A 26,365-nucleotide genomic window follows, 5' to 3' on the forward strand; every position below is an offset into this window, starting at 1 on the left:
CGGCTCGCAGCCCTCGACGACGCGGCGCTCGGCACCGAGCTCACCGCCGAGACCATGGGCCTGATGGGCCCGCTCGCGCTCGCCGGCCCCCGCGCCGTGTGGCCGATCATCGGCCAGCTCGCGCTGCGCCTGACCGCCGAGCGCCTGGCGTTGGTCGCCGAGGCCGCGCATGTGATCCCCCCCATCGGCGCGCAGGGCCTGAACATGAGCCTGGCCGATGTCGAGACGCTCGCCCGCCTCGTCGCGGGGGCTCCCGACCCCGGCGCGACGTCGCTCCTGGCCGCCTACCAGCGCCGCCGCTGGCCCGAGATGGCGGCCCGGGTGGCCGGCATCGACTGCCTCAACCGCGCCGCCCAGGTCGAGCTCCAGCCCCTGCGCGACCTGCGCCGGCTAGGGCTGAAGGCAATCCACGACGTCGGCCCGCTCAGGCATCTCGCCATGCGGCTGGGGATGGGCGCGGGATAGGCCGCCGCGGGGGTGTCCACACGTGGGAACATAGCCAACTCATTGATTTCATTGCAAACGCGCTTTGGGAGATTTTTATAGTTAACGCCGACCCGTCCCGCCCCGCAAAAGAAAACCGGGGGCTCGCGCCCCCGGAGTTGGGTTCTCCAGACCGTCACTTGCTGCTGCTCGATTGGTTTTTGCCTGCGGCCTGATCTGGTGCGAGTGCGTTACTTTTGGCGCACTACGAATTCTCGGTGTCCCGGCCATCCGGTTCTTTTGCCACGCCCTTGAAGGGACCCGGCGTCTCCTTGACTTCCATGAAGTGCCCCGTCCGTTCGTTGCGCTTCTGGTAGTGCTCATCAGGGCGCTGGAACTGAGTGCGGCCGGTAACTGCCCCACGCCGGTAATCCTTGCCCGTGTTTTTCGCCATTCTCGACACTCCGTCTGATGCCGCCTTTGCGGCTCGTCATTTTTCCCGGGTCAGCCCGGGGACGGCCCACCCTCGCGCCGCCCCCGGGGCCCCCCGCCCGACTCGCTACTAAGCAGCCACCTGTTCAACCAGCTTCAGCGCAATTGCGATCTTCAGCTGCGGGTTGCCCTCCACCCAGCCCTCAAGCCGCCCGACACCATTTCCAATGGTGCCCCGCAGATCGAGGTTGAACGCCTCCAGTGATCCAAAGATTGAGTTTGGCAGCCCGGCGTAGTGCCGGACAGAAATCCGCGTGCGAATGACGTCACCGGACTCCACGAACGATCCCGAGTAACGATATGCGGAATCGCCACCCGAGATCTTGTTGCCGACAACCGTGACGATGCCGTCGCCAAAGCTGCCGAAGCTGCTTTCGAAGTGAACGGTATAGGTCCCGTTAACCATTTTAAGGCTCCTGAGTTCACAGGTTTTCCCCAGTCGGGAAAGTTTCCTGTGGATGACATCGGAAACGCCATTGATTGCCACGTCGGCTCCGTCATTCTCGCGTTGCGTCGATCCGTTGAGGACCGACTTGGCTTGTCCGCAGCGTTTCCATTCGGGTGCGGACCGGGCCGGAGCCTGGGGTGCCAGCCCCAGGCTCCTTCCCTTCAATCTCAACTGCAGCCCGAGGTGCCGCCGCAGGTGTCGCACTTCAGGCAGGTGCCGTTCCTGACCAGCGTGAAGTTGCCGCACTCGCCGCACGGGTCGCCCTCATAGCCCTTCATGCGCGCCTCGGCGACGCGGCCCATCACCGCGCTCGCCACGGTGCCGACCGCGGTCGCGGTGGCGGCGGAGGCGCCCACGGTCTCGACCGCCATCGCCGCCTCGGCCCGCCCGCCATGGCCCTGTAGCACCAGAAGCTCGCTCGGCAGCCGCTTCCTCAGATACCCGGTCGAGGAGAACTGCTTGATGATGGCGATCGCGGCGTCCTCCTCCTCGGCCGGCTCGACCGCCGCCTTGCCCTCGTCCTCGCCGCCGCCCAGCTCGTCGAAGCGGGTGCCGTTCGGCTGCACATGCGCCAGGTCGTCGCGGTCGAGATAGCTCACCGCCAGCTCGCGGAAGATGTAGTCGAGGATCGAGGTGGCGTTCTTGATCGAGTCGTTGCCCTGCACGATCCCCGCCGGCTCGAAGCGGGTGAAGGTGAAGGCCTCGACGAACTCCTCGAGCGGCACGCCGTATTGCAGGCCGAGCGAGATGGCGATGGCGAAGTTGTTCATCATCGCCCGGAACGCCGCGCCCTCCTTGTGCATGTCGATGAAGATCTCGCCCAGGTTGCCCTCGGCGAACTCGCCAGTGCGCAGATAGACCTTGTGCCCGCCGACGATGGCCTTCTGCGTATAGCCGCGGCGCCGGTCGGGCAGCTTGTGGCGCCGGCCGCGCGTGTCGGCGCCGCGCACCACCACGCGCTCGACCACCTTCTCGGCCAGGATGCGCGCACGCTCAGGCGCCGCCGCCTCGACCAGCTCGTCCTCCGCCTCCTCGTCGATCAGCGAGGCCGACAGCGGCTGGCTCAGCTTCGAGCCGTCGCGGTAGAGCGCGTTCGCCTTGATGCCCAGCCGCCAGCTCAGCAGATAGGCGTCCTTGCAATCCTCGATCGAGGCGTCGTTGGGCATGTTGATGGTCTTGGAGATGGCGCCCGAGATGAAGCTCTGCGCCGCGGCCATCATGCGGATGTGGCTCTCGACCGAGAGGAAGCGCCGGCCCGTCCGCCCGCAGGGGCTGGCGCAGTCGAACACGGGCAGGTGCTCGGGCTTGAGCCCCGGCGCGCCCTCGAGCGTCATGGTGCCGCACACATGGGTGTTCGCCGCCTCGATCTCGCGCGTGGTGAAGCCGATCTCGCGCAACAGGTCGAGCGTGGGGTCGGCCAGCTTGTCCTCGGCAATGCCCAGCACGTCGCGGCAGAACTCCGCGCCCAGCGTCCACTGGTTGAAGACGAAGCGGATGTCGAAGGCGGTGGCGAGCTGGGCCTCGACCTTCTCCAGCTCGTCTGCCCCGAAGCCTTTCTCGGCCAGCCGCTCGGCGTTCACGCCCGGCGCGCCCGCCAGCGTGCCGTGGCCCACGGCATAGTCGATGATGCCGCGCACGGTCTGGTCGTCGTAGCCCAGGCTCGCCAGCGCCCTGGGCACGGCGCGGTTGATGATCTTGAAATAGCCGCCGCCGGCCAGCTTCTTGAACTTCACCAGCGCGAAGTCCGGCTCGATGCCCGTGGTGTCGCAGTCCATCACCAGCCCGATCGTGCCGGTGGGCGCGATCACGCTCGCCTGCGCGTTGCGAAAGCCGTGCGCCTCGCCCAGCTCCCGTGCCCGGTCCCATGAGGCCCGGGCGCGCGCGATCAGGCGCGCGTCCGGGCAGTTGGCCGCATCAAGCGGCTGAGGGAGGACCGTCAGAGTCTCGTAACCGGAGGTCTCGGACCAGGCCGCGCGGCGGTGGTTGCGGATCACGCGCAGCATGGCCTCGCTGTTCTTCGCATAGCCGGGGAAGGCGCCGAGCTCGGCCGCCATCTCGGCCGAGGCGGCATAGGCCGTGCCGGTCAGGATCGCGGTCAGCGCGCCGCAGATCGCCCGGCCCTGGTCCGAGTCATAGGCCACGCCCAGCGTCATCAGGAGCCCGCCGACATTGGCGTAGCCCAGCCCCAGCGTGCGGTACTCGTAGGACAGCTGCGCGATCTGGAGGCTGGGGAACTGCGCCATGGTCACGGCGATCTCCAGCGTCAGCGTCCACAGCCTCACCGCGTGCTCGTAGCCCGCGACGTCGAATTCCCCGTCGTGCAGGAAGGCGAGCAGGTTGAGCGAGGCCAGGTTGCACGCCGTGTCGTCGAGGAACATGTATTCCGAGCACGGGTTCGAGGCCCGGATCGGCCCCGACGCGGGGCAGGTGTGCCACTCGTTGATGGTGTCGTGGTACTGCACGCCCGGGTCGGCGCAGGCCCAGGCCGCGTGCGCCACCTTCTCCCACAGGTCGCGCGCCTTCAGCGTGCGCGCCGGCTTGCCGTCGGTGCGGCGCGACAGCGTCCAGTCGCCGTCCGCCCCGACCGCGTCGAGGAAGGCGTTGGTCACCCGCACCGAGTTGTTCGAGTTCTGCCCCGAGACGGTGACATAGGCCTCCGAGTCCCAGTCGGTGTCGAAGGCGGGGAAGTCGATCGCGTCGTGGCCCTGGGCGGCGTATTGCAGCACGCGCTTGACATAGGCCTCGGGGATCGCGGCGCGGCGCGCGTCGCGGATCGCGGCCTTGAGCGCCGGGTTGGCCTTGGGGTCCACGGCCGCCGCGGCCTCGCCGTCCCAGGCGCGGATGGCGGCGAAGATCGCCTCGAGCTTCTCGCGGTGCATGCGCGAGCCGGCCACCAGGCTGGCGACCTTCTGCTCCTCACGCACCTTCCAGCCGATGAACTCCTCGATGTCGGGGTGGTCCATGTCGACGATCACCATCTTGGCGGCGCGGCGCGTGGTGCCGCCCGACTTGATGGCGCCCGCCGCGCGGTCGCCGATCTTGAGGAAGCTCATCAGCCCCGACGACTTGCCGCCGCCGCCCAGGGGCTCGTTTTCCCCGCGCAGGAGCGAGAAGTTGGTGCCCGTGCCCGAGCCGTACTTGAACAGCCGCGCCTCGCGCGTCCACAGGTCCATGATGCCGCCCTCGTTGACGAGGTCGTCGGCGACCGACTGGATGAAGCAGGCATGCGGCTGCGGGTGCTCGTAGGCCGACTCCGAGCGCACCAGCTCGCCCGTGCGGAAGTCGACGTAGTGGTGGCCCTGGCTCGGCCCGTCGATGCCATAGGCCCAGTGCAGCCCGGTGTTGAACCATTGCGGGCTGTTCGGCGCCGCCATCTGGCGCGCCAGCATGAAGCGCATCTCGTCGAGATAGGCGCGCGCGTCGGCCTCGGTCGAGAAGTAGCCGGCCTTCCAGCCCCAGTAGGTCCAGGTGCCGGCGAGCCGGTCGAACACCTGGCGGGCGTCGGACTCGCCGCCGCAGCGGCTCTCCTCGGGCAGCGCCGCCAGCGCGCGCTCGTCGGGCACCGAGCGCCACAGGAACGCGGGCACGCCCTTCTCGCGCACCTTCTTCAGCCTGGCTGCGACGCCGGCCTTGCGGAAATACTTCTGCGCCAGCACGTCCGAGGCCACCTGGCTCCAGGCGGCGGGGACGTCGAAGCCGTCGAGGCGGAACACCACCGAGCCGTCGGGGTTGCGGATCTCGGAGGTCGCCTGGCGGAAGGCGATCTCGGCGTAGGGCGACCGGCCCTCCCGGGTGAAGCGGCGCTCGATCTTCATGGTGTCCCCCTCGAACCTTGTGACCCGGACAGACCCCGCCCGTCCGGCGGTTGATCCCCGCCGGCCCGGGAGAGCCTGCCTCCCGGTCTGACCATTCACGCTGTGGATCCGGGCGCCTGGCTGTGCGCCCCGCCTTTTGCTGCAACCGCTCACTACATCTTGTGGTTTCGGCGGCGGCGACCACCACTGTATGACAGACTCGCGACGGGTCAACGAAAAAATTCGCGGGTCGAGCCACATTTTGGGGTTGACGAAGCCGGACCTACTATCCGTGGTGGGAACGAACAGGAAACATTAACCACAGGCCGTGACCTTTCGGGCACAGTCGGGCTGCCGCGCGCAGCCCGGCACCGTGTGGATTTCGTTGCATTTCCTTGGATTTCGTTGAATCCGCGCCGCCGCGCCGTCAGGGGCAGCGCGCCTTCGTCCATGCCCTCAGCGCGCCCAGCGTCTTGGGACCGATGCCGTCCTCCCAGCGCCCGCGCAGGAAGCCGCGCGCGCGCAGCATCTCCTGCAGATAGCTGGCGCCGCCGTCGAGCGAATCGGCCCACAGGTGCCAGTCCGCCATCGAATCGCCGGCCCGGCCCATGCTGCATTCCAGCTCGGCCAGGCCGCGCCGGGCCGCCCGGTGCCAGGGCCGCGCGCCCCGGTCCGCCAGCACCGCGTTGTAGTCGTCGAGCGCGTCCAGGGGCCGTCCCGCCGCCGCGAGCGCGCGGGCGCGCAGCAACCGCGCCTCGGCCGGGCGCGGGCCGGTGGCGATCGCCAGCCGCAGGTCGTCGAGCGCCGCGCCGGGCCGGCCGGCGCGGATCAACACCCGCGCCCGGCCGGTCAGTGCCTGGAAGTTGCTCGAATCGATCTTCAGCGCCCCGGCATAGTCGGACAGCGCCACCTGCACCCGCCCCAGCCGGGCGTCGGCATCGCCGCGGTTGGCCAGGAACTCGGCCAGCTCGGTGGCGGAGAACCGGGCCGGGTTGAGCGCGCTGGTGCAGGCGCGCACCACCGCCGCGGCCGGCTCGGTTCGGCGACAGATCCGCGCAAGGTCGCCCCACGGCGTCTCCCCCGGCTTGCCGCCCGGTTCGCCCGCCGGCGGCCAGCGTGCCGCCAGCGCCGCCTCGTACTCCGAGACCGCGCCCGCGATGTCGCCCGCGCTCTCGAGCCCGTGCCCGAGCTGACGGTGGGTCCTGGCCAGCTCCCGGTCGGTGCCGGCCTCCGCCCGGCGTCGCGCGGCGGCCGCCGCCGCGGCCTTGCGGGCCTTGGCCGCCTTCTCCCCGTCCGGCCGCGGCATGAGCGGCGCGAGCCGCACCAGCGGCTCCTCGGCGGGCCCCGCCGTTGCCGCTGCCCCGCCTGTCGCTGCCCCGCCCTTCACCTGCCGCTTGGGCACCAGCACGACCGCGCCGGTGCCGGCCTCGACCTCGGCGGCGAGCTGCGAGGCCGGCAGGTCCAGGATGTTCTGCCCCGGCAGCTCGGTGGCCGGCGCCGCCCCGCCGGGCGCAGAGTTGGCCGGCCCCGTTTCGGCCGGCCCCGTTTCAGCCGCCCCCGTTTTGGCCGAACCCGTCTCGGCCGCACCGCTCCCGCCGGCCGTGGCGGCGGGCGCGGGTGACTGTGCCGCCGGCGCGCCCTGAGCCCCCGCCCCGGGCGGCACGCCCGGCACCTGCGCGCAGGCCCCGGCCAAAAGCGCAAGCAGCAGCGCGGGCAGCCAGGCGGCACCGCCGCCCCCGCCCGCGCCGCCGCGCCGACTCATTCAGGATTGCGGGCCGAGACGACCCAGGAGCTCGAGTCCATGTAGACCCCGTCCGCGCGCACATGCGGCGCCAGCAGCCGGGCCAGGTCCGCCGCCAGCGCCGCGCGCCGCGCCTCGGCCAGCTCGCCGGCCTCGCGCACCACCTCGCCCGCCGGCCCCAGCGCCAGCTGGAAGTCGATGGCGTCCTCGACCGAATCGCCCATGCGCACCGGCGCGTCGACGCGCTCGAAGCCGATGTCCGTGAACCCGGCCGCCCTCATCTGCGCCGTCACCACCTCCCTGTCGGCCATGGAGAACGGCCCCGGCCCGCAGCTGCGCGCATCCGCGCCGGGCTGCGGCAGATGCCTGAGCGCCACCGCCCTGGCCGCGCCCAGCCACGGGTTGTCCTCGATGCGGCGCCACACGATCATGGTAAAACGCCCGCCGGGCTTCAGCGCGCAGCGCATGTTGCGCATCGCCGCCACCGGGTTCTCGAAGAACATGGTGCCGAAGCGCGAGAACACGAGGTCGGACTCGGGCGCGAAGGGAAAGCTCTGCACGTCGCCCAGGACGAAATCGATGTTCTCGATCGCCTCGGTGGCCGCATCGCGCCGGCCGTGCTCGAGGAAGGCCTCGCAGCAGTCGATCGCCATCACCCGGCCCGCCGGCCCGACCCGCTTGGCCAGCATGATCGCGGTGTCGCCGAAGCCCGCGCCGGCATCGACCACGCGCTCGCCCGCATGCACCTGAAGCCTGGGGAAGATGGCGTCCGAGTGCAGCGTCAGCCCGCCCACCAGCACGTGGCGGAAGCGGATGAACTTCGGCACCAGGATCTCGTTCCAGAACCGGACGAAGTCGGACTTGGGCGCCACGGTCTCGCTCATCGCCCTCTCTCCCGCTGACCCGGCGCTGCGGGCCGGCGCGCGACGTTAGCAGACTCGCGGCCGGCCGGGAATCGCCGCGTGCGGCCGCTCATGCCTCGCGCGGCCGGCTCAGGGTGCGGCGGTGCTGCTCCCGGCGCACCGGCACGAAGCCGACCCACTGGTAGAGCGTGATGGCGCGCGGGTGGTCCAGCGTGTTGGTGTTCACGGTCATCTTCTGCACCCCGGCCCGGTCCCATCCGGCATGCACCGCGCTGGCCAGCAGCCAGCGCGACAGCCCGCGCCCGCGCGCCTGGGGCACCAGGCCGAAATAGGCCAGCTGGCACAGCCCCGCCTCGCGCGTGTCGAGCACGAAGAAGCCGCCCGGCCAGCCGTCGACATAGAGCGTGAACAGCTCCACCGCCGGGTCGGAGACGAAGGCCTCCACCGCGGCCTCGCCGCGCGCCAGCCAGTCGGTCCATTCGAACTCGGCCCCGACCGCGCGGTAGAGATAGAGGAAATAATGCGCCGGCGGCGCCGCGGCGCGGATCAGCGCCAGGCGCGGCCCCGCCGGGGTGGGCGGGATCTGCGTCGCCGGGCGCGCCTGCATCTCCAGATAGGTGACGACGTAGTCGATCGTCTCGCCCGGCTGCCGCAGCACCATCGCCTCAGCCCGTCTCCACCGGCAGGTCCTGGTAGGCGCCCCATTCGGCCCAGGAGCCGTCATAGAGCGCGTTGCGGGTGTGGCCGATGCGGTGCAGCGCCAGCGTCAGGATCGCCGCGGTCACGCCCGAGCCGCAACTGGTCACCACCGGCCGGCGCAGGTCCACCCCGGCGGCCTCGAAGATCCGGCGCAGCTCGTCCGCCCCCTTCAGCGTCCTGTCGGGGTTGAGCAGGCTGGCATAATGCACGTTGCGCGCGCCGGGGATGTGGCCCGCGCGCAGCTCCGGCCTGGGCTCGGGCTCCTCGCCGCGGAAGCGGCCGGGCGAGCGCGCGTCGACGATCTGCTCGCCGCCCAGCTTCGCCGCCTCGGCCACCTGGGTCACGTCGCGCACCATGGCGGCGTTGCGCCGGGCGGTGAAGTGGCGCTCGCGCGGCTCGGGCGCGCCGTCCTCGACCGGGCGGCCCTCGGCCAGCCACTTGGGCAGGCCGCCGTCGAGCACCGCCACGTCCTGGTGGCCGAACACGCGGAAGGTCCACCACACGCGGGCGGCCGAGAACAGCCCCTGCCGGTCGTAGACGATCACCCGGTGGCCGTCGCCGATGCCCATCTTGCGCACCCGGCTGACGAACTTCTCCACCGGCGGCAGCATGTGCGGCAGCGGCGAGTGCTGGTCGGCGATCTCGTCGATGTCGAAGAAACGCGCGCCGGGGATGTGCGCGTTGAGGTACTCGGCGCGGGCGTCGCGTGCCTCGCCGGGCAGGTAATAGCTGGCATCGAGGATGCGGATGTCGGGGGCATGGAGCCGCTCGGCCAGCCACTCGGTCGAGACCAGCAGGTCGGAATCGCTCGTCGCCATGGCCTGTCTCGTCGCCTGCTTGCACCCGGTCTTCCTAGAGGCGCGGCGGGGCGGAATCAACTGCCGCTTCCCCGTCCGCCCCGGATCACTTAAGCTCCGCCACCGAAACCGCAAGCGAGGGACCCGCCATGCCGCTGCCGCCCCCGGCCGCGCCGGGCATGAAGCTCGCGGAGGTCGACACCCCGACGCTGGTCATCGACCTCGACGCCATGGAGCGCAACCTCTTGAAGATGTCCGAGGCGGTGGCGCCCACCGGCCTGCGCCTGCGCCCGCACGCCAAGACGCACAAGAGCCCGGTGATCGCGCGCCGCCAGATCGCGCTCGGCGCCGTCGGGGTGTGCTGCCAGAAGGTCTCCGAGGCCGAGGTCATGGCCAATGGCGGCGTCGACGACATCCTGGTGACGAACCAGGTGGTGGGAGCGCGCAAGCTCGACCGGCTGGCGGCGCTGGCGCGCCATGCGCGCATCGGCGTGTGCGTCGACGAGCCGGGCAATATCTGCGACCTCTCGGCCGCCGCGGTGCGCTTCGGCGCCGAGCTCGAGGTGCTGGTCGAGATCGACGTCGGCGCAGGCCGCTGCGGCGTGGCGCCCGGCGCGCAGGCGGTGCGGCTGGCCGAGGAGATCGCGCGGCTGCCCGGCCTGACCTTCGGCGGGCTGCAGGCCTACCACGGCGCCGCCCAGCACCTGCGCGCCCGCGCCGAGCGCGCCGCGGCCATCGCCCGCGCCGCCGAGATGACCGCCGAGACCGCGGCAGCCCTGACCGACGCCGGGCTCGCCTGCCGCACCATCGGCGGCGCCGGCACCGGCACCTTCGAGCTAGAGGCCACGGCGGGCGTGTGGAACGAGCTGCAATGCGGCTCCTACGTCTTCATGGACGCCGACTATGCGCGCAATCTCGACGCCGAGGGCAAGCCGGTCACCGACTTCGAGCACGCGCTCTTCGTGCTCGCCACGGTGATGAGCCAGCCGGCCCAGGGCCGCGCCGTGCTCGACGCCGGGCTCAAGGCGCTGGCCTTCGACAGCGGCCCGCCGACGGTGCAGGGGCGCGCCGGGCTCAGCTACGAGGGCGCCTCGGACGAGCACGGCAAGCTCGGCTTCGCCGCCACCAACGCCCCGCCCCGGCCGGGCGAGCGGCTGCTGCTGGTGCCCGGCCACTGCGACCCCACGGTTAACCTGCACGACTGGTTCGTCGCCGTGCGCGGGCTCAACTGGGAGGGCGGCTTCGTCGAGGCGGTCTGGCCCGTCGCCGCCCGTGGCGCGGGGTTCTGAGCGGGGGCCTGACCACGGCGCGCCTCAGCGCGCGGCGGCCACGGCCTCGGACAGTTCGCGCTTGAGCAGTCCGATGTCCTCGATCCCCACCGACAGGCGGATGAAGCCCTCGGTTATGCCGAGCGCGGCGCGCCCCGCCTCATCGAGCCCCCGGTGCGAGCTCGAGGCCGGGTGCGACAGCGTCGTGGCCACGTCGCCCAGCGTCGGCGCGAACGGGATGTGCCGCGCCGCGCGCACGAACCGGTTCACCTCTGCCCGCCCGCCGGCCAGCCGGAAGCTGACCATGGTGCCGCCGCGCCCGCCCAGCAGCGCCGCGGCGCGCGCATGGTCGGGGTGGTCGGCCCGCCCGGGGTAGAGGACCGCCTCGACCCCGGCGAGCCCGGCCAGGTGGTCGGCCAGCGCCGCTGCGTTCGCCTCGGCCCGCTCGAAGCGCAGGTCGAAGCTCGCCAGCCCGCGCTCGGCCAGCCAGCAGCCGAACGGGCTCGGCGTCAGGCCCCAGGTCACCGCCACCTCCATCAGCCGCGCGGCGTGGGCGGCCTCGCGCGCCGCGGCGTAGCCCAGCGTCACGTCCGAGTGTCCCGCCAGCATCTTGGTCACCGAGTGGATGACGAAATCGGCGGGGGGGCCGACCGTTGGCTCGAAGGGCCGGTAGAGCCGGGGCGTGGTGAAGGTGTTGTCCACCGCGAGGAGCACCCCCCGCGCGCGGCAGGCGGCGCCGATCGCCTCCATGTCCGCAACCCTCAGCGTGGGGTTCGACACCACCTCGACCAGCGCCAGCCGCGTCTCCTCGCGCAGCGCTGCGGCGAAGGCCGCGCCGTCGGCCGGGTCGGCGAAGCTCACCTCCACGCCCATGCGCGGCAGCTCGTCGCTGAGCATCCTCAGCGAGCGGCCATAGAGCTGGCTGCCCGCCACCACGTGGTCGCCCGCGCGCAGCACCGCCTTCATCACCGCGCCGACCGCGGCCATGCCCGAGGCGGTGACCACGCCGCCCCGCGCGCCCTCCATCCAGTCCAGCTTGTCGGCGAGAATCGCCCAGTTCGGGTGGCCTTCGCGCGCATAGGTCCAGCCCGCCGCGCGCCCCTCGTACTGCGCGTCGAGCGCGTCGGCATCCGGGCTGGCCCAGACCACCGAGGGCCAGATCGGGCTGACCACGGGGGTCGAGGCCGAGCCGGGGCGCAGGCCCCGGCGAACGACGGAGCGGTGATCTCGGGACATCTCGGCCTCCAGACTCGGCTACGGGCGGCGGGTTGCGAGGGCAGGCCGCGCGATTGAAGCGGCCCGCCGCGGCGGCGTCAATTCACGCTCGGGCCCCGCCCGTCAACCCCGCGCTTGACAGAAGGCGGCCGCAGGGCACCCTTGGCGCAGATTGCAGATGCCGGGCCGGGCCCGGCGACGCCCGCTCGCCGCGATGGCGACGGACACCAGCGACGGGCGCCAGCGAGGGGCACCAGCTTGGGGCATCAGCTTGCGGCACCAGCTTGCGGCGCCAGCGAGGGGGGACCCGCCGGATGAGCGATGCCGCCATCGCGGGCAAGCGCGCCTCGATCGCGCTCCTGATCCTGACCCAGATCGCCGTGCTCTCGCTGTGGTTCTCCTCGGCCGCGGTGCTGCCCGAGATGGGCCGCGAGGCCGGGCTGACGCCGGGCCGGCTGGCCTGGCTGTCGACCGCCGTGCAGCTCGGCTTCGGCGCCGGGGCGCTGGTCTATGCCGCGCTGGGGCTCGCGGATCGCTTCGACCCGCGCCGGGTGTTCATGCTCTCGGCGCTGGCCGGCGCGGCGGCCAATCTCGCGCTCATCGCCGTGCCGATCGGCGGGGGCGAGGCGATCGCGCTGCGCGCGCTGACCGGGGCCATGATGGCCGGGGTCTACCCGGTCGGCATGAAAATCGCCGTCGGCTGGGGCCGGACCGACAGGGCGCTCTTGATCTCGCTCCTGGTCGGCGCGCTGACCATCGGCTCGGCCAGCCCGCACCTGATGGCCTTTCTCGGCGGCGCCCACTGGCGCCCGACCATCTGGGCCTCGACGCTGGTCGCCGCGGCCGGGGGGCTGGCGGTCATGGGCGTGCGGCTGGGGCCCTATCACGCCCATGCGCCGACGCTCGACCCCGCGGCGATCGGGCTGGTGTGGAGCGACCGCCCGATCCGGCTCGCCGTGCTCGGATATATCGGCCACATGTGGGAGCTCTACGCCTTCTGGGCCTGGGTGGCGGTGATCGCCACCGGCTCCTACGCCATGGCCGGCGCCGAGGGGGCGCGCGCGCTGGGCAAGCTTACCGCCTTCGCCGCCATCGCGCTGGGCGGGCTCGCCTGCGTGCCGGCCGGCTGGCTGGCGGTGCGCCGCGGCTCGGCCCCGGTGGCGATGCTGTGCCTGATGGTCAGCGGCAGCGCGGCGCTGCTCTCCGCGCTGCTCTACGACGGCCCGGTCTGGGCGATGATGGCGGTGCTGATCGTGTGGGGCATCGCCATCGTGCCCGATTCGGCGCTCTACTCGACGCTGGTGGCCGACGCCGCCCCGCCCGAGCGCGCCGGCTCGCTGCTCACGATCCAGACCGCGCTGGGCTTCCTGCTCACCGCCGTCACCGTGCAGGTGGCGCCGGCGCTCGCCGCGGCGGTCGGCTGGCCCTGGGTGCTGGCGGTGATGGCGCTGGGGCCGGGGCTGGGCATCCGGGCCATGCGGGCGCTGATCCGGCGCCCCCGCGCGCTGCCCCGCGGCGGCCAGCCGGGCTCCCCCTGACGGGCGCCGAAACTCTTACAGGTCTTATATAAGACATATAAGAGTTAACGACGCCGGTTGAGTATTTAAGTACCGCGCCCCGCTGCACCGCACAAAGCCGCCGACCCGCCCCTCAGGCCGGCCGCTTCCACTTGATCGAACAGCCCATCGAGGGCGTCTGGCGCTTCGGCCCCGTGCCGCTCCGGGCAACCTGGCGCATCGCCTCGAAGAGCTCGCGCCGCGCCTCGGGGCCCGCGGGGTGGCGGCCCGAGGAGTCCAGCCGGCCGCGGTACTGCAGGCCCAGTCCGGCGTCGAAGCCGAAGAAGTCCGGGGTGCAGACGGCCTCGTAGGCCCTGGCGACCGCCTGGCTTTCGTCGTGCAGGTAGGGGAAGGGGAAGCCGTGCTCGGCGGCGAAGGCCTGCATGTTCTCGAAGCTGTCCTCGGGATAGTGCTCGGAATCGTTGGCGCAGATTGCCGCGACGCCGATGCCCATCGCCTGCAACTCCTTGGCATCCCTCACGATCCGGTCGACCACCGCCTTCACGTAGGGGCAGTGGTTGCAGATGAACATGATCAGCGTGCCCTTCGGCCCGCGGATGTCTGCAAGCCGGTAGGTCTTGCCGTCCGTGGCGGGCAGCCGGAACTGCGGCGCCTGCCAGCCGAAGGCACAGACCGGGGTCTCAGCTGCCATGGCAACACCCTCGCATTCTTCTGTTTTCCCTTGTATTTTCCGCCGGCGCACCGGTGGCGCCGCGATGTCCCGTCGCGTTCTTACCTAGCGTGCCGTCCCGCCGCACTCAAGCGCCCAGCACCACCGCCTCGTCGAAGGCGATCAAGGTTGGCCCGGCGCGGCCCGCCGCCGCGCGCAGCAGGCCGGGCAGCTCGCCGAGCTGCTGCGTCCTTATCCCCTCCATACCGTAGGCCCTTGCGATGGCGACGAAATCCGGCGTGTGCAGGTCGACGCCCACCGGCGCGATGCCGCGCTCGCGCATGAAATCGCGGATCTCGCCATAGCCGCCATTGTCCCACACCAGCACGATCAGCGGCAGCCACTCCTCCACCGCCGTGCCCAGCTCGGCCAGGGTGAATTGCAGCCCGCCGTCGCCGGCGAGGCAGATCACCGGCCCGCCCAGCGCCCGCGCCGCGCCGATGGCAGCGGGCAGCCCGTAGCCCAGCGCACCGTAGCCTGTCGCGGCGTTGAACCACAGCCCCGGCGCCGGCGCGCCATAGGCCAGGTTGCCGGCATAGACCGCGTGGGTGGAGTCGCCGACGATCGGCGCGCCGGGCAGCGTATCGCGGATCGCCTCGAGAAACCCGAGCGTGGCGCCGTATTGCCCGGACACCTCCTCGCGCGCCGCCTCGCGCGCCGCGCGCGCCTGCACCGGCCCGCCCGCGGTCGGGGTGCCCTCACCCAGCGCCGCGGCGAGCGCCGCCGCTCCGGCGCCGGCATCGCCCGCCAGCGCCAGCGCCGGCGGCGCGCCGCGGCCAAGCTGCTCGGGGTCGATGTCGATGCGGATCAGCCCGCCGGGGATGCTGAGCGGCGCCCGGCCGTACATGTCGTAGTCGGTGACGCCGAACTCGGTGCCCAGCGCCAGCACCACGTCCGCGCCCGCGATCAGCCCGCGCACCGCCTCGAGCGAGGGGCTGGCGGGCACGGCGAGCGGGTGGCCCGCGGGCAGGATGCCGCGCGCGTTCGTGGTCATCACCACCGGCGCGCCGAGCCGCCCGGCCAGCGCCGCGACCCCGGCGGCCGCACCGCGCGCGCCGCCGCCGGCCAGGATCAGCGGGCGCTCGGCCCTGGCCAGCATCCGCGCCGCCTCGGCGATTCCCGCCGCGTCGGGCGCGGGCCGCCTGACCGGCACGGGCCGGGCGAAGGCCACGTCGCCCGCCTCGGCCGCGAGCAGGTCGCGCGGGATCTCGATATGCACCGGGCGCGGCCGCGCGCCCTCGAACACCGCCAGCGCGCGGGCCAGCACCGCCGGCAGCTCGCCCGGCGTCAGCACCGTGTGCGAGAAGGCGGCGCACTGGGCGGCGATCAGCCCCTGCCGGCGCACCTCGTGCAGGTCGCCCGCCTCCATGCCGAGCGCGCCGCGCGCCCCGACCGAAGTGTCCACCAGCATCGGCACCGAATCCGCGTAGGCCTGCGCCATCGGGGTCAGCAGGTTGGTCAGCCCCGGCCCGGTGATCGCGAACACCGCCGCCGGCCGCCCCGCCACGCGGGCATAGCCGTCGGCCATGAAGCCGCCGCCCTGCTCGTGGCGCGGCGTGACGTGGCGCAGCGGGCCGCCGGCCAGCGCGCGGTACATCTCGACCGTGTGCACGCCGGGGATGCCGAAGACCGTGTCGATGCCGCAGGCCGCCAGCCACTCCACGATGCGCTCGCCCAGGCTGGGCATCTGCGTCTCTCCCCTCGGTGCCGCTCCCGCCGCCGGTCTATGCCCGGGCACGGCGCCGCTGGCAACGGGATTCGGCGGCAGCCGGCCCGGCGGCCCAACTGGGCCATTGCGCGCGGGCCGGGGCGCGGCTACCGCTCGACGGTCATGGCCCTCAACGTGCGTCACCCGCTCTGGCTGCCTGCCGCGCCGCTGCCCGGCGTGTGGGTGTTCAGCCTGCTGTTCTCGATCGAGACCATCGCGCGGGCCTCGCTGGCCACGGTGGTGCCGCTGCAGGCCTACCAGATCCTCAAGGACAGCCGCGAGGTCAGCTTCCTCTACACCGCGGTCGCCCTGTCCACGCTCACGGCCAGCTTCTTCATCCCGGCGCTGATCCGGCGCTGCACCCGCCGCTGGACCTACAGCATCGGGGCCGCGGCGCTGATCGGGGCGGCGCTGGCCTTTTGGACCCAGACGGTGGCGGGGCAGGCGGCGGGCATGTTCCTGCGCGTCTTCGGCACCGCCTGCCTGAACATCACGCTGAATCTCTACATCATGGAGGTGATCCACCGGAAGGACTACGTGCGCAACGACTCGCTGCGGCTGGCCTTCTCGACCGCGGGCTGGATGGTGGGGCCGTATCTGGGGGTCTGGCTCTATTCGCACTACGGGCCGGGGGCGGCCTATGGCTGGGCCGGCTTCTGGGCGCTGGTGCTGCTCGGCGTGTTCTGGTACCTGCGCATGGCCGAGGGCACACCGATCCGCCCGGGCCGGCTGAAGCCGCCGCATCCCTTCGCCAACATCGCCCGCTTCGCCCGCCAGCCGCGCCTGCGCATGGCCTGGACCATCGCCTTCTCGCGCGCCTGCTTCTGGACCACATTCTTCGTCTACACACCGATCCTGATGGTCGCCTCGGGCAAGGCCGCCGAGGCCGGGGCGCTGGTGATCTCGGCGGGCAACGCGGCGCTGGTGCTGACCCTGGTGTGGCGGCGGGTGGCCGAGCGGGCCGGCATCCGCCGGGCCATCGTCGCGGCCTTCCTGATCATGGCGGCGATGCTCGTGGGCGCCTGGGTGGCGGGCTTGCACAGCGGCTGGGTCGCGGCGGGCTTCCTGCTCGGCGGCTGCGCCTCGGCGACCGGGCTCGACGCCCTGGGCGCGGTGCCGTTCTACCGCGCGGTGCACCCCGCCGAGCGCCCGGAGATGACCGCCGTCTACCGCACCTACGCCGATGCCAGCGACCTGGTGCCGCCGCTGATCTACGGCGTGCTGCTGACCTGGTTCGCGCTGCCCGTGGTGTTCGTGGCGCTCGCCGCGCTCGAGCTCATCGCCGCCTGGCTGAGCGCGCACTATCTGCACCGGCGCCTGTGACGCGTTGGCCGTGCCGGCCTTGTCACCGGCCGTGGCAGGCTTTACATCGCAGGGGACGCCCGGAACACAGGGAAAACAGGAAAATCCGCATGCCCGTGCCGCCGTCCGAGATCGAGAGCCTGATCCGCGCCGCCTTCCCCGGCGCCACGGTCGAGATCCGCGACCTCGCCGGCGACGGCAACCATTATGCGGCGACCGTGGTCGCCGAGGAGTTTCGCGGCAAGAACCGCGTGCAGCAGCAGCGCCTGGTCAACCAGGCGCTGGCGAGCATCCTCGAGGGCCCGGACGCGCGCCTCCACGCGCTGGCGCTGCAGACCAGCGCCCCCGACTGAGCGCCCGACTGAGCGCCCGGGGAGCCGGGCGCAGAGATTCCAAGCACAGGACATCGCAATGACCGAGACCGCCACCCCGATCCAGGACGAGATCCGCCAGACCGTCGAAGGCAACGACGTGGTGCTGTTCATGAAGGGCAACAAGGGGGCGCCGCAATGCGGCTTCTCCTCGCGCGTGTCGCAGATCCTCACCTATATGGGCGTCGACTACCGCGACGTGAACGTGCTCGCCTCCGACGAGCTGAGGCAGGGGATCAAGACGTTCTCGGACTGGCCGACCATCCCGCAGCTCTACGTCAAGGGCGAGTTCGTCGGCGGCTGCGACATCATCACCGAGATGACGCTCTCGGGCGAGCTGGACAAGCTCTTCGAGGACAAGGGCGTGACCTTCGACAAGCAGGCCGCCGAGACCATCCGCAAGCACAACGGCTGAGGCGCGTGCCCGCGCCGGGAGGGCGGCGGTGAAGCTGTTCGTCGGCCTGGGCAATCCCGGCACGCGATACGCGGGCAACCGCCACAACATCGGCTTCATGGCGGTGGATGCGATCCACCGCGCGCAGGGCTTCGGCCCGTGGCGCGCCAAGTTCCAGGCGGAGATTGCCGAGGGACGGCTGGGCGCCGAGAAGGTCTGGCTGGTCAGGCCGCAGACCTACATGAACCTCTCGGGCCAGGCGGCCGGCGAGGCGATGCGCTACCTCAAGCTGGCGCCCGCCGAGCTGTGGGTGTTCCACGACGAGCTGGACCTGGCGCCGGGCAAGCTGCGGGTGAAGACCGGCGGCGGGCATGCCGGGCACAACGGGCTGCGCTCGCTGATTCAGCATGTCGGGGCCGACTTCAACCGCGTGCGGCTGGGCATCGGCCACCCGGGCCGCAAGGAGCTGGTCACGCCCTATGTGCTGAGCGACTTCGCCAGGGAGGACCGGGCCTGGCTCGAGCCGCTGCTCGAGGCGGTGGGGCGCGAGGCGGCGCGGCTGGCGGCGGGCGATGCCGCCGGCTTCATGAGCGCGGTGGCGCTGGCCGTGCGCCCGGCACGACCGGCGGCCGATCCGCCGGGCAAGCCGCGCCCCGCGCAGGCGCCGGCCGGGGACGGACAGGGGGACGCCCAAGGGGACGGCCAAGGGGACGGCCAAGCGCAAGGCGCGGACAGCCTTTTGTCCCGTCTTCGCACAAAATTTACCCATAGATGACACCCGGTGCTTTATCTGCCATTAGAGCGGCGTGGAGGAGCTAGTTTACGGCGCCACGGGGGGAATGGGGTTGACCGACCAGGCGCAGCGCAATCCGATCATAGAGCGGCGGGCAAGGCATGCGCTCGTCATCGCCCGGCTGCGCCAGAGATGGCAGCGCCTCGGCTTCTTCGTTGCGGTGCTTGTGCTGTCGCTGGTCTATGTACCCGCAGGCTGGGTGGGGGGCTGCATCGCCGCCATGCTGGCCGCCGAGCTGCTCGAGCGGCGGGCGGCCGCGGGCTTTCTCGCGGCGCGGCCAGCGCGGGCTCGCCGGGCCTGGCTGGGCTTCGTCGTTGCCAACCTGGTGACCGCCTCGGCGATCGGGCTGATCATCGTCGTGCTTTGGGTCTTCGCCACGCCCGACGAGCAGCTGTTCCCGCTCGGCCTGTTGTTCATCAACACCTTCTATGTGGCGCTGGCCAACCCGCAGGTACTCTGGCTGCTGATGGCGCGACAGGGGCTTTATGCCGTGCTGGCAACGGCGCTGGCGCTGCGCGACATGCTGCTGGGCGAAACGCTGTTCGCCACGGACTTCATCACCGGCCTGCTTCCCATCCTCGGCTTCTCGGTCTGCGTCGTGGCTCTGTCGCGCTGGGCGGCGCGGGCCTATCGCCGGCGCCTCGAGCACACGCATGCCCTGGCCGAGGCCCGCGACGAGGCCGAGCGCGAAAGGCGGGCCAAGTCGACCCTGATCGCCACCATCAGCCACGAGCTGCGCACGCCGCTCAACGGCATCATCGGCATGGCGCAGGCGCTCCTGGGCGCCGAGCTCGAGCCTGCCGTGCGCCGGCGGATCGAGGTGATCGCGGAGTCCGGGCACAACCTCAACGCGCTGCTCAACGAGATCCTCGACTTTTCCAAGCTCGAGGCCGGGGAACTGGCGATCGCCTCGACCGAGGACGACCTGCGCCGGACCGCCGAGCATGTCGAGAGCCTGTTCCGCCCGCTGGCCGAGCAGGCCGGCCTCGACTTCACCGTCGAGGTGGGCGAGGCGGTGCCCCAGCGGCTGGTGTTCGACACCGTGCGCGTGCGCCAGTGCCTGTCCAACCTGGTCTCGAACGCGCTCAAGTTCACCGAGCGCGGCTCGGTGCGGGTGGCGCTCACCGCCGCTCCGGTCGGGCCTGAGCACGGCGCCCCCGGCGACGCCCAACGCTGGCGCATCACCGCCACGGTCACGGACACCGGGATCGGCATCGACGAAGCGCAGCAGTGCAGGCTGTTCGCGCCCTTCATCCAGGGCGACGGCAGCATCAGCCGGCGCTATGGCGGCACCGGTCTGGGCCTCAACATCACCCGCCGCCTCGCCAAGGCGATGGGCGGCGGCGTCAGCGTCGAGAGCGTGCCGGGCGAGGGATCGACCTTCCGGTTCGAGTTCCTCGCCGAGACGCCTGCGCGGCGGTGCGAGCGCGGCCAGACCGGCGACACCGCGGGCACGCCTGCGCTCGCCGGCCGCGTGCTGGTCGCCGACGAGGCCGAGACCAACCGCATGGTGTTGCGCCTGCTGCTCGAGGCGCTCGGGGTCGAGGCGGTGGAGGCCCGCGACGGCCCGGCCGCGCTCGCCGCGCTGGAGCACGACGCGCTGGACGCGGCGCTCGTCGACCTCAAGCTTCCGGGCATCGATGCCGCCGAGCTCGCGGCACGCGTCCGCCGCGGCGAGCTCGGCCGGCCCGATCTGGCGCTGGTGGCGGTCTCGGGCGCGCACGGAGCCGACGAGGCCGGGCAGACCGAGGACTTCGACGCCTTTCTCGCCAAGCCGATCAATCCGGCCGCCTTGCGCACGGTGCTCGAGCGCGTGCTTGGCGGGCGCTCGGTCGCGCCTGCGGCGCCCAAGCGGCGCAGCGCCGTGGAGTCCCGCTGATCGAAGGCGCGGCCTTCCCGCAAGCCGTCGCGGCCATCGCCGACCCCCGGATTGCACCGCGGCGCGGGGGGCGGGCCTTGACCCCGCAGGCGGCCCGTGCCACAGCGCGCACCGTCTCGGGCAGGGCGGAAAAGGCACACGCCAATGGGCTTCAGATGCGGCATCGTCGGGCTGCCCAATGTGGGCAAGTCGACGCTGTTCAATGCGCTGACGCGCACCGCCGCCGCCGCGGCCGCGAATTTCCCCTTCTGTACCATCGAGCCGAACGTGGGCGAGGTGCCGGTGCCCGACGACCGGCTCGAGACGCTGGCGCGGCTGGGCAAGTCGGCCAAGATCATCCCGACGCGGCTGACCTTCGTCGACATCGCCGGGCTGGTGCGCGGCGCCTCGAAGGGCGAGGGGCTGGGCAACCAGTTCCTGGCCAATATCCGCGAGGTCGACGCCATCGCCCACGTGCTGCGCTGCTTCGAGGACGACGACGTCGCCCATGTGGAGGGCCGCATCGACCCGGTGGCCGACGCCGAGACGGTGGAGACCGAGCTGATGCTGGCCGACCTGGAGTCGGTCGAGCGCCGCCTGCAGGGCGTCGCGCGCCGCGTGCGCGGCGGCGACAAGGAGGCGGCACAGCAGGAGCGCCTGCTGGGCCGCGCCCGCGCGGCGCTGGAGGCCGGGCGCCCGGCGCGCACGGTCGAGGTGGCGGACGAGGACCTCAAGGCCTGGCGGGGCCTGCAGCTCTTGACCGCAAAGCCGGTGCTCTATGTCTGCAATGTCGAGGAGGCCGCGGCGGCCAGCGGCAACGCACAGTCGGCCCGGGTCGGGCGCATGGCCGCCGAGCAGGGCGCAGGCTGCGTCGTGATCTCGGCGGCCATCGAGGCCGAGATCGCCCAGCTCGACGGCCCCGAGCGCGCGGCCTTCCTCGAGGAGCTGGGGCTTGAGGAATCCGGGCTCGAGCGCATGATCCGGGCGGGCTATCGCCTGCTCGGCCTGATCACCTTCTTCACGGTGGGCCCGAAGGAGGCGCGCGCCTGGACGGTGCCCCGGGGCACCGCGGCGCCGCAGGCGGCGGGCGTGATCCACACCGATTTCGAGCGCGGCTTCATCCGCGCCGAGACCATCGCCTATGACGACTTCGTCGCCGCCGGCGGCGAGCAGGGGGCGAAGGAGGCGGGCAGGATGCGCGCCGAAGGCAAGAGCTACCGCGTCGCGGACGGCGACGTCATGCACTTCCTGTTCAACACCTGAGGCCGGGCGCGCTCGGCAGGCGGGGCGCGCTCAGCCCTGCGCGTCGAGCTTGCCGAGCCAGCGCCGGACCCGCGCCCGGTTCACCCCGAAGTCGCCGCGGCCATAGCGCGAGCGCGAGTAGACGATCAGCCCGGCGCCGTCTGCCACCGGCACCGCCTTGACGGTGATGTAGTCGGGAAAGCCGATGAAGCGCGAACGCTGCACGTAGGTGACCATGCCGCTGTCCACGCTGCCGGCCAGGACGCGGGTGCGCGGCGCCGCCCGCGCGATCCTGTCGAAGCGCGCCAGCAGCTCCTCGGGGCGTTCCGGATAGACCTTGGTCAGCATCTGCGGCGTGGCCGCGGTGGTGCCCCGGGGCGCGGCCAGCCACTCGTTCGGCGTGCCGCGCAGCTTGATCGTGGCCGGGTCGACGTGCCACCGCGCGGGATCGCTGCCCGAGAGGTTGATCACCGCATAGCCTGCCCCCAGGGCGAGGACCAGCGCCCCGGCCAGCCAGGGAGCCAGGCGGCGCAGCATCGGCCTATTCGGCGGCGTGGGGCGCCGATGCGGGCTCCACCTCGCCGGCCTCGATCTCGGCGGCGCGTTTCTCGACCAGCTCGACGATGTGCTCGATCATGCTGGCATTGTCCATCTTGTGGTCCTGCTTGCCGGCGAGATAGACCATGCCCGATCCGGCGCCGCCACCGGTGAAGCCGATATCGGTCATCAGCGCCTCGCCCGGACCGTTCACCACGCAGCCGATGATCGACAGCGTCATCGGCGTGTTGACATGGGCCAGCCGCTCCTCGAGCGCGGCCACGGTCTTGATCACGTCGAAGCCCTGGCGCGAGCAGGACGGGCAGGCGATGATGGTCACGCCCTTGTGGCGCAGGCCCAGCGACTTGAGGATCTCGTAGCCGACGCGCACTTCCTCGACCGGATCGGCCGACAGCGAGACGCGGATGGTGTCGCCGATGCCCATCCACAACAGGTTGCCCAGCCCGATCGCCGACTTGATGGTGCCGGTGACGCGGCCCCCCGCCTCGGTGATGCCCAGGTGCAAGGGCGCGTCGCAGGCCTCCGCCAGCTGCTGGTAGGCGGCCGCGGCGAGGAACACATCCGATGCCTTCACCGAGACCTTGAACTCGTGGAAGTCGTTGTCCTGCAGAATCTTCATGTGGTCGAGCGCGGACTCCACCATCGCGTCGGGACAGGGCTCGCCGTACTTTTCCAAAAGGTCGCGCTCGAGCGAGCCGGCGTTGACACCGATGCGCATGGAGCAGCCGTGGTCCCTGGCGGCACGGATCACCTCGCGCACCCGCTCGGCCGCGCCGATGTTGCCCGGGTTGATGCGCAGGCAGGCGGCGCCGGCCTCGGCGGCCTCGATGGCGCGCTTGTAGTGGAAGTGGATGTCGGCGACGATCGGCACGTCCACGGCGCGGGTGATCTTGCGCAACGCCTCGGTGGACTCCCGGTCGGGACAGGAGACGCGCACGATGTCGGCGCCGGCCTCGGCGCAGGCCTGGACCTGGCGGATGGTCGCTTCGGCGTCCGGGGTGGGCGTGTTGGTCATGGTCTGCACCGAGATCGGCGCATCGCCGCCCACCTCGACCGGGCCGACCCGGATCTTGCGGCTCTGCCGGCGATAGATGCTGCGCCAGGGGCGAACTGGATTGACGGTCATGGGCCCTCCTCGGGGTATAGCGCACGGAGCGAGAGATAAGCCGCCGATGCCATGAAGTCGAGGGGCAGCCGCGCCGACGAGGCGGGGAATGCGGCGCGCGACGCCGGCCCGGAACGGAACGGAACAAAGGCAAACCGCGAGGCGTTGAACGACGGACAGACCTTTCGTCGCGGCGCGCCGACGCTCCACGCGCCTGCCGCCCGAACGCCACGAGAAAGGAGCCACGCCATGCGCATGTTTTCGCTGATCGCGGTTCTCGCCGTTCCGGTCGCTCTCGCAGCCTGCACCGGACCGCGCCGCGTCGACACTTCCCCGCCGACGGTGACCTATTCCTATCAGTACCAGTCGCAGCTCAACGACATCCAGCGCCGCGCCGATACCGCATGCCACGACCAGTACGGCCTGGGGGCCGTCCCGGTGGACCATCGCAGGACCTCCGGCGGCTACGAGGTCGTCTTTGCCTGCCAGTGACGCCGCGGGCATCGTGCCGTGGCCGCGCGGGGCGCAGCGATGTGCGGAATAAACCGGCCTTGGGGCCGGTCACTGGGGTCATGGACCGTCAGAGTCGGATGAGGGACGTCACGCCGTGCCGGGCTGGCCCGGGCACGGAACCGCGGCCGGATGCCACCCACCGAGGCCGGCATCCGGTCGATATCCATGTCGGCCGGCGGCTGCGCCAGCGTCGCTGGGCCCTGGGCGTGACGCTCGAGGAGGTTGCCTCCCGGCTCGGCGTCAAGCCGCAGCAGGTGCAGAAATACGAAACCGGCCGCAACCGCATGAGCGCCAGCCGCCTGTGGGCGATGGCACAGGCGGTCGATGTGCCGGTTTCCTATTTCTTCGAGGGCCTCGACGGCGAGGCGGAGCATGTGGGGCCCGCCCGCGGCGACCTGCTGGTCGATCGCGAGGCGATGGATCTCGTGCGTGCCTATTACGCCCTGCCCGCCGAGCCGCGCCGGCGCCTGCTGGCACTGGCGCTGTCGCTCGGCGACGCGGCCTGAGCGGCGCTCGCCCTTCCGGCCTTCGCGATCGCTCCCGTTCCGCCCCCGGGCCGTGCCGGGTCAGGGCGCCCGCGGCGTGGGGATGTGGACCTCGGACGCGAGGGCGCGCAGCGCCGCCTGCACCCGCCGGCGCTGGGCCAGCAGGTGGTTGTACTGGGCGTCGCAGCCGGCGATCGGGGTCGGGTAGGCGTGGATCTCGGCATCGAGCGCGGCGCGGGCGGCCTCGAGATGGTGCCGCGCGGTCTCGACCGAGGGCTCGTGATCCGGCGGCGCCCCGACGGGCATCCCAACGTTTGCCATCTGAACGTTTGCCATCCGCGCCCTCCCTTGCCAGAAGGAACGCGAGGATAGCGCCGCCCCGGGCCGGCGGCAATCGCGTCCCGGAGGCGCATGGTGACGGAGACGTTCGACTACGTGATCGTCGGCGCGGGCTCGGCGGGCTGCGTGCTGGCCAACCGGCTGAGCGAGGATGCCGGTGTAAGCGTCGCGGTGCTCGAGGCCGGCCCGCGCGACCGGCACCCTTTCATCCACCTGCCCGCGGGCTTCATCAGGACCTTCCGCAACCCGCGCATCAACTGGTGCTACGCGATGGAGCCCTCGGAGTGGACCGGCGGGCGGCGCGTCTTCGCGCCGCGCGGCAAGACGCTGGGCGGCTCGAGCTCGATCAACGGCCACATCTTCAGCCGCGGCCAGCGCATGGACTATGACGGCTGGGCCCAGCGCGGCAACCGCGGCTGGGGCTATGCCGACGTGCTGCCCTACTTCAAGCGGCTGGAGCGGCGCATCGGCGCCGCCGACCCGACCTATCGCGGCACCGAGGGACCGGTCACGGTGACCGACATCGACTGGCGCCATCCGCTGTGCGATGCCTTCATCGAGGGCGCGGTCGAGCATGGCATCCCGCTGAACCCGGATTACAACGGCGCCGAGCAGGCGGGGGTCAACTACGCCCAGCGCACCATCCACCGCGGCCGGCGCGTGAGCGCCGCCACGGCCTATCTGCACCCTGCCATGAAGCGGCCGAACCTGCGCGTGGTGACCGGGGCGCACGCCACCGGCCTGGTGCTCGAGGGCAGGCGCGCGGTCGGCGTGCGCTATCGCAGGGGCGGGCGCGGCGGCGCAGCGGTGGAAGTGCGGGCGCGGCGCGAGGTGATCCTGGCGGGCGGGAGCTACAACTCGCCGCAGCTCCTGCAGCTCTCGGGGATCGGGCCGGGCGAGCTCCTGGCCGATCTGGGCATCGAGCCGCGCCATGCGCTCGCCGGCGTGGGCGGGAACCTGGCCGACCACTACGCGCCGCGATTCATCGCACGGGTCAGGGGAATCCAGACCATCAATGAGCGCGTGCGCGGCTGGCGGCTGGCCCGCGAGGTGGCGCAGTGGGCGCTGACGCGCCGGGGCATCCTTGCGTTGTCGCCAACCCTGGTCTACTGCTTCTGGCGCTCGGACCCCTCGGTGGAGACCCCCGACCTGCAGATGACGTTCACGCCCGCGAGCTACAAGGAGGGCGTGCAGGGCGAGCTGGAGGAGTGGCCCGGCATGACCGTGGCGCCCTGGCAGCAGCGCCCGGAGAGCCGCGGCTGGGTGCGGGCGCGCTCGGCCGACCCGTTCGAGCCGCCGTTGATCCAGTCGAACTACCTGGCCGAGCCCCAGGATCGCCGCGTGCTGCTGGCGGGCATGCGCCTGGCGCGCACGCTGCTGACCTCGCGCCCGCTCAGGCCCTATTTCGAGCGCGAGGACTTCCCCGGACCCCAGGCGCAGAGCGACGACGAGCTCCTGGAGGCGGCGAAGGCGCGCGGCACCACGACCTTCCACCCGATGGGAACCTGCAGGATGGGCCCGGCCACCGACCCGGGCGCGGTGGTCGACGACGCGCTGCGCGTGCAAGGGATGGACGGCCTCAGGGTGGTCGACGCCTCGGTGATGCCGGCGATGATCTCGGCCAATCTGAACGCGGCGACGCTGATGATCGCGGAGAAGGCCGCCGACATGATCCGCGGCCGCGCCGCGCCCGAGCCGGTGATGCTGGCCGAGGCCCGCCGCTAGGCGGCC

25 protein-coding genes are annotated in these 26,365 nt (G+C 72.0%); 12 read left to right on the top strand and 13 right to left on the bottom strand.

The window, feature by feature from the left end; translation table 11 throughout:
* Positions 1–465: FAD-dependent monooxygenase (locus AC32QD_RS02265; protein ID WP_492008855.1), on the top strand; the 465-nt coding region annotated here is incomplete at its 5' end.
* A gap of 223 nt (positions 466–688) precedes the next feature.
* Here AC32QD_RS02265 and AC32QD_RS02270 read toward each other — a convergent pair.
* From AC32QD_RS02270 to sseA, 7 genes are all read right to left on the bottom strand, one after another.
* Entirely contained in the window at positions 689–877 is a 189-nt protein-coding gene (locus tag AC32QD_RS02270) for a hypothetical protein (RefSeq protein WP_492008856.1), read from the bottom strand.
* A 108-nt stretch (positions 878–985) separates the two neighbouring features.
* A complete protein-coding gene (locus tag AC32QD_RS02275) occupies positions 986–1,321 on the bottom strand; it encodes a hypothetical protein (protein WP_492008857.1) in 336 nt (111 codons plus the stop codon).
* Positions 1,322–1,530: 209 nt separating this feature from the next.
* Positions 1,531–5,178 (bottom strand): vitamin B12-dependent ribonucleotide reductase, encoded by a 3,648-nt coding sequence (locus AC32QD_RS02280; RefSeq protein WP_492008858.1) that lies wholly within the window; start codon positions 5,176–5,178, stop codon positions 1,531–1,533.
* 406 nt (positions 5,179–5,584) lie between these two features.
* Positions 5,585–6,919 carry a tetratricopeptide repeat protein gene (locus AC32QD_RS02285; protein ID WP_492008859.1) on the bottom strand — a complete coding sequence of 445 codons (1,335 nt, stop codon included), beginning with the start codon at positions 6,917–6,919 and terminating at the stop codon, positions 5,585–5,587.
* Positions 6,916–7,782: a class I SAM-dependent methyltransferase gene (locus AC32QD_RS02290; protein WP_492008860.1), complete on the bottom strand. Its 867-nt coding sequence runs from the start codon at positions 7,780–7,782 to the stop codon at positions 6,916–6,918. Before AC32QD_RS02290 ends, AC32QD_RS02285 begins: the two co-directional genes overlap by 4 nt.
* A gap of 88 nt (positions 7,783–7,870) precedes the next feature.
* Positions 7,871–8,422 (bottom strand): GNAT family N-acetyltransferase, encoded by a 552-nt coding sequence (locus tag AC32QD_RS02295; protein WP_492008861.1) that lies wholly within the window; start codon positions 8,420–8,422, stop codon positions 7,871–7,873.
* A 4-nt stretch (positions 8,423–8,426) separates the two neighbouring features.
* On the bottom strand, positions 8,427–9,278 hold the full coding sequence (gene sseA, locus AC32QD_RS02300; RefSeq protein WP_492008862.1) for a 3-mercaptopyruvate sulfurtransferase: 852 nt from the start codon (positions 9,276–9,278) through the stop codon (positions 8,427–8,429).
* 128 nt (positions 9,279–9,406) lie between these two features.
* Between sseA and AC32QD_RS02305 the strand changes: the two genes are divergently transcribed.
* Positions 9,407–10,546 carry a DSD1 family PLP-dependent enzyme gene (locus AC32QD_RS02305; protein WP_492008863.1) on the top strand — a complete coding sequence of 380 codons (1,140 nt, stop codon included), beginning with the start codon at positions 9,407–9,409 and terminating at the stop codon, positions 10,544–10,546.
* A gap of 24 nt (positions 10,547–10,570) precedes the next feature.
* On the opposite strand, the gene AC32QD_RS02310 is transcribed toward AC32QD_RS02305, so the two are convergent.
* A complete protein-coding gene (locus AC32QD_RS02310; RefSeq protein ID WP_492008864.1) occupies positions 10,571–11,761 on the bottom strand; it encodes a trans-sulfuration enzyme family protein in 1,191 nt (396 codons plus the stop codon).
* Positions 11,762–12,054: 293 nt separating this feature from the next.
* On the opposite strand from AC32QD_RS02310, the gene AC32QD_RS02315 reads away from it, so the two are divergent.
* Positions 12,055–13,278, top strand: a complete 1,224-nt coding sequence (locus AC32QD_RS02315; RefSeq protein ID WP_492008865.1) for an MFS transporter — start codon at positions 12,055–12,057, stop codon at positions 13,276–13,278.
* A 112-nt stretch (positions 13,279–13,390) separates the two neighbouring features.
* On the opposite strand, the gene AC32QD_RS02320 is transcribed toward AC32QD_RS02315, so the two are convergent.
* A complete protein-coding gene (locus AC32QD_RS02320) occupies positions 13,391–13,948 on the bottom strand; it encodes a thioredoxin family protein (RefSeq protein WP_492008866.1) in 558 nt (185 codons plus the stop codon).
* A gap of 106 nt (positions 13,949–14,054) precedes the next feature.
* Positions 14,055–15,653 (bottom strand): 5-guanidino-2-oxopentanoate decarboxylase, encoded by a 1,599-nt coding sequence (locus tag AC32QD_RS02325; RefSeq protein ID WP_492008867.1) that lies wholly within the window; start codon positions 15,651–15,653, stop codon positions 14,055–14,057.
* A 144-nt stretch (positions 15,654–15,797) separates the two neighbouring features.
* Here AC32QD_RS02325 and AC32QD_RS02330 point away from each other — a divergent pair, with 144 nt between their 5' ends.
* The 6 genes from AC32QD_RS02330 to ychF all read left to right on the top strand — a co-directional run bounded on the left by AC32QD_RS02330 (position 15,798) and on the right by ychF (position 21,655).
* Positions 15,798–16,997: an MFS transporter gene (locus tag AC32QD_RS02330; RefSeq protein ID WP_492008868.1), complete on the top strand. Its 1,200-nt coding sequence runs from the start codon at positions 15,798–15,800 to the stop codon at positions 16,995–16,997.
* An 89-nt stretch (positions 16,998–17,086) separates the two neighbouring features.
* Positions 17,087–17,329, top strand: coding sequence for a BolA/IbaG family iron-sulfur metabolism protein (locus AC32QD_RS02335; protein WP_492008869.1), 243 nt, complete (start codon positions 17,087–17,089; stop codon positions 17,327–17,329).
* Positions 17,330–17,387: 58 nt separating this feature from the next.
* A complete protein-coding gene (gene grxD, locus AC32QD_RS02340) occupies positions 17,388–17,762 on the top strand; it encodes a Grx4 family monothiol glutaredoxin (protein ID WP_492008870.1) in 375 nt (124 codons plus the stop codon).
* Between the two features lie 28 nt (positions 17,763–17,790).
* The gene (pth, locus tag AC32QD_RS02345) at positions 17,791–18,516 is read left to right on the top strand and encodes an aminoacyl-tRNA hydrolase (protein ID WP_492008871.1); all 726 of its coding nucleotides are present in this window, start codon (positions 17,791–17,793) and stop codon (positions 18,514–18,516) included.
* 31 nt (positions 18,517–18,547) lie between these two features.
* On the top strand, positions 18,548–20,413 hold the full coding sequence (locus AC32QD_RS02350) for an ATP-binding protein (protein WP_492008872.1): 1,866 nt from the start codon (positions 18,548–18,550) through the stop codon (positions 20,411–20,413).
* Positions 20,414–20,557: 144 nt separating this feature from the next.
* Positions 20,558–21,655 (top strand): redox-regulated ATPase YchF, encoded by a 1,098-nt coding sequence (gene ychF, locus AC32QD_RS02355; RefSeq protein WP_492008873.1) that lies wholly within the window; start codon positions 20,558–20,560, stop codon positions 21,653–21,655.
* Positions 21,656–21,685: 30 nt separating this feature from the next.
* Here ychF and AC32QD_RS02360 read toward each other — a convergent pair whose 3' ends face one another.
* Together AC32QD_RS02360 and ispG are read right to left on the bottom strand one after the other, a co-directional pair.
* A complete protein-coding gene (locus tag AC32QD_RS02360) occupies positions 21,686–22,171 on the bottom strand; it encodes a DUF1499 domain-containing protein (protein ID WP_492008874.1) in 486 nt (161 codons plus the stop codon).
* Between the two features lie 4 nt (positions 22,172–22,175).
* The gene (gene ispG, locus AC32QD_RS02365; protein ID WP_492008875.1) at positions 22,176–23,318 is read right to left on the bottom strand and encodes a flavodoxin-dependent (E)-4-hydroxy-3-methylbut-2-enyl-diphosphate synthase; all 1,143 of its coding nucleotides are present in this window, start codon (positions 23,316–23,318) and stop codon (positions 22,176–22,178) included.
* 228 nt (positions 23,319–23,546) lie between these two features.
* Between ispG and AC32QD_RS02370 the strand changes: the two genes are divergently transcribed.
* Together AC32QD_RS02370 and AC32QD_RS02375 are read left to right on the top strand one after the other, a co-directional pair.
* Complete coding sequence (locus AC32QD_RS02370) at positions 23,547–23,789, top strand: hypothetical protein (RefSeq protein WP_492008876.1); 243 nt, start codon at positions 23,547–23,549, stop codon at positions 23,787–23,789.
* A 98-nt stretch (positions 23,790–23,887) separates the two neighbouring features.
* The gene (locus AC32QD_RS02375; protein WP_492008877.1) at positions 23,888–24,316 is read left to right on the top strand and encodes a helix-turn-helix domain-containing protein; all 429 of its coding nucleotides are present in this window, start codon (positions 23,888–23,890) and stop codon (positions 24,314–24,316) included.
* A 60-nt stretch (positions 24,317–24,376) separates the two neighbouring features.
* Here AC32QD_RS02375 and AC32QD_RS02380 read toward each other — a convergent pair whose 3' ends face one another.
* Positions 24,377–24,631 (bottom strand): hypothetical protein, encoded by a 255-nt coding sequence (locus tag AC32QD_RS02380; RefSeq protein WP_492008878.1) that lies wholly within the window; start codon positions 24,629–24,631, stop codon positions 24,377–24,379.
* Between the two features lie 78 nt (positions 24,632–24,709).
* Between AC32QD_RS02380 and AC32QD_RS02385 the strand changes: the two genes are divergently transcribed.
* On the top strand, positions 24,710–26,359 hold the full coding sequence (locus AC32QD_RS02385) for a GMC family oxidoreductase (protein WP_492008879.1): 1,650 nt from the start codon (positions 24,710–24,712) through the stop codon (positions 26,357–26,359).
* Positions 26,360–26,365: the final 6 nt, after the last annotated feature.

The sequence above is a fragment of the Thermohalobaculum sp. genome (assembly GCF_058622915.1).

Bases quoted from the DNA above. Each gene is read 5' to 3' on its own strand.
- AC32QD_RS02290 (WP_492008860.1), bottom strand. From the start codon at position 7,782: ATGAGCGAGACCGTGGCGCCCAAGTCCGACTTCGTCCGGTTCTGGAAC.
- AC32QD_RS02270 (WP_492008856.1), bottom strand. From the start codon at position 877: ATGGCGAAAAACACGGGCAAGGATTACCGGCGTGGGGCAGTTACCGGC.
- ispG (WP_492008875.1), bottom strand. From the start codon at position 23,318: ATGACCGTCAATCCAGTTCGCCCCTGGCGCAGCATCTATCGCCGGCAG.
- sseA (WP_492008862.1), bottom strand. From the start codon at position 9,278: ATGGCGACGAGCGATTCCGACCTGCTGGTCTCGACCGAGTGGCTGGCC.
- AC32QD_RS02295 (WP_492008861.1), bottom strand. From the start codon at position 8,422: ATGGTGCTGCGGCAGCCGGGCGAGACGATCGACTACGTCGTCACCTAT.
- AC32QD_RS02315 (WP_492008865.1), top strand. From the start codon at position 12,055: ATGAGCGATGCCGCCATCGCGGGCAAGCGCGCCTCGATCGCGCTCCTG.
- AC32QD_RS02285 (WP_492008859.1), bottom strand. From the start codon at position 6,919: ATGAGTCGGCGCGGCGGCGCGGGCGGGGGCGGCGGTGCCGCCTGGCTG.
- AC32QD_RS02275 (WP_492008857.1), bottom strand. From the start codon at position 1,321: ATGGTTAACGGGACCTATACCGTTCACTTCGAAAGCAGCTTCGGCAGC.
- ychF (WP_492008873.1), top strand. From the start codon at position 20,558: ATGGGCTTCAGATGCGGCATCGTCGGGCTGCCCAATGTGGGCAAGTCG.
- AC32QD_RS02375 (WP_492008877.1), top strand. From the start codon at position 23,888: ATGAGGGACGTCACGCCGTGCCGGGCTGGCCCGGGCACGGAACCGCGG.
- AC32QD_RS02305 (WP_492008863.1), top strand. From the start codon at position 9,407: ATGCCGCTGCCGCCCCCGGCCGCGCCGGGCATGAAGCTCGCGGAGGTC.
- AC32QD_RS02310 (WP_492008864.1), bottom strand. From the start codon at position 11,761: ATGTCCCGAGATCACCGCTCCGTCGTTCGCCGGGGCCTGCGCCCCGGC.
- AC32QD_RS02330 (WP_492008868.1), top strand. From the start codon at position 15,798: ATGGCCCTCAACGTGCGTCACCCGCTCTGGCTGCCTGCCGCGCCGCTG.
- AC32QD_RS02280 (WP_492008858.1), bottom strand. From the start codon at position 5,178: ATGAAGATCGAGCGCCGCTTCACCCGGGAGGGCCGGTCGCCCTACGCC.
- AC32QD_RS02335 (WP_492008869.1), top strand. From the start codon at position 17,087: ATGCCCGTGCCGCCGTCCGAGATCGAGAGCCTGATCCGCGCCGCCTTC.
- AC32QD_RS02320 (WP_492008866.1), bottom strand. From the start codon at position 13,948: ATGGCAGCTGAGACCCCGGTCTGTGCCTTCGGCTGGCAGGCGCCGCAG.
- AC32QD_RS02370 (WP_492008876.1), top strand. From the start codon at position 23,547: ATGCGCATGTTTTCGCTGATCGCGGTTCTCGCCGTTCCGGTCGCTCTC.
- AC32QD_RS02360 (WP_492008874.1), bottom strand. From the start codon at position 22,171: ATGCTGCGCCGCCTGGCTCCCTGGCTGGCCGGGGCGCTGGTCCTCGCC.
- AC32QD_RS02325 (WP_492008867.1), bottom strand. From the start codon at position 15,653: ATGCCCAGCCTGGGCGAGCGCATCGTGGAGTGGCTGGCGGCCTGCGGC.
- AC32QD_RS02380 (WP_492008878.1), bottom strand. From the start codon at position 24,631: ATGGCAAACGTTCAGATGGCAAACGTTGGGATGCCCGTCGGGGCGCCG.
- grxD (WP_492008870.1), top strand. From the start codon at position 17,388: ATGACCGAGACCGCCACCCCGATCCAGGACGAGATCCGCCAGACCGTC.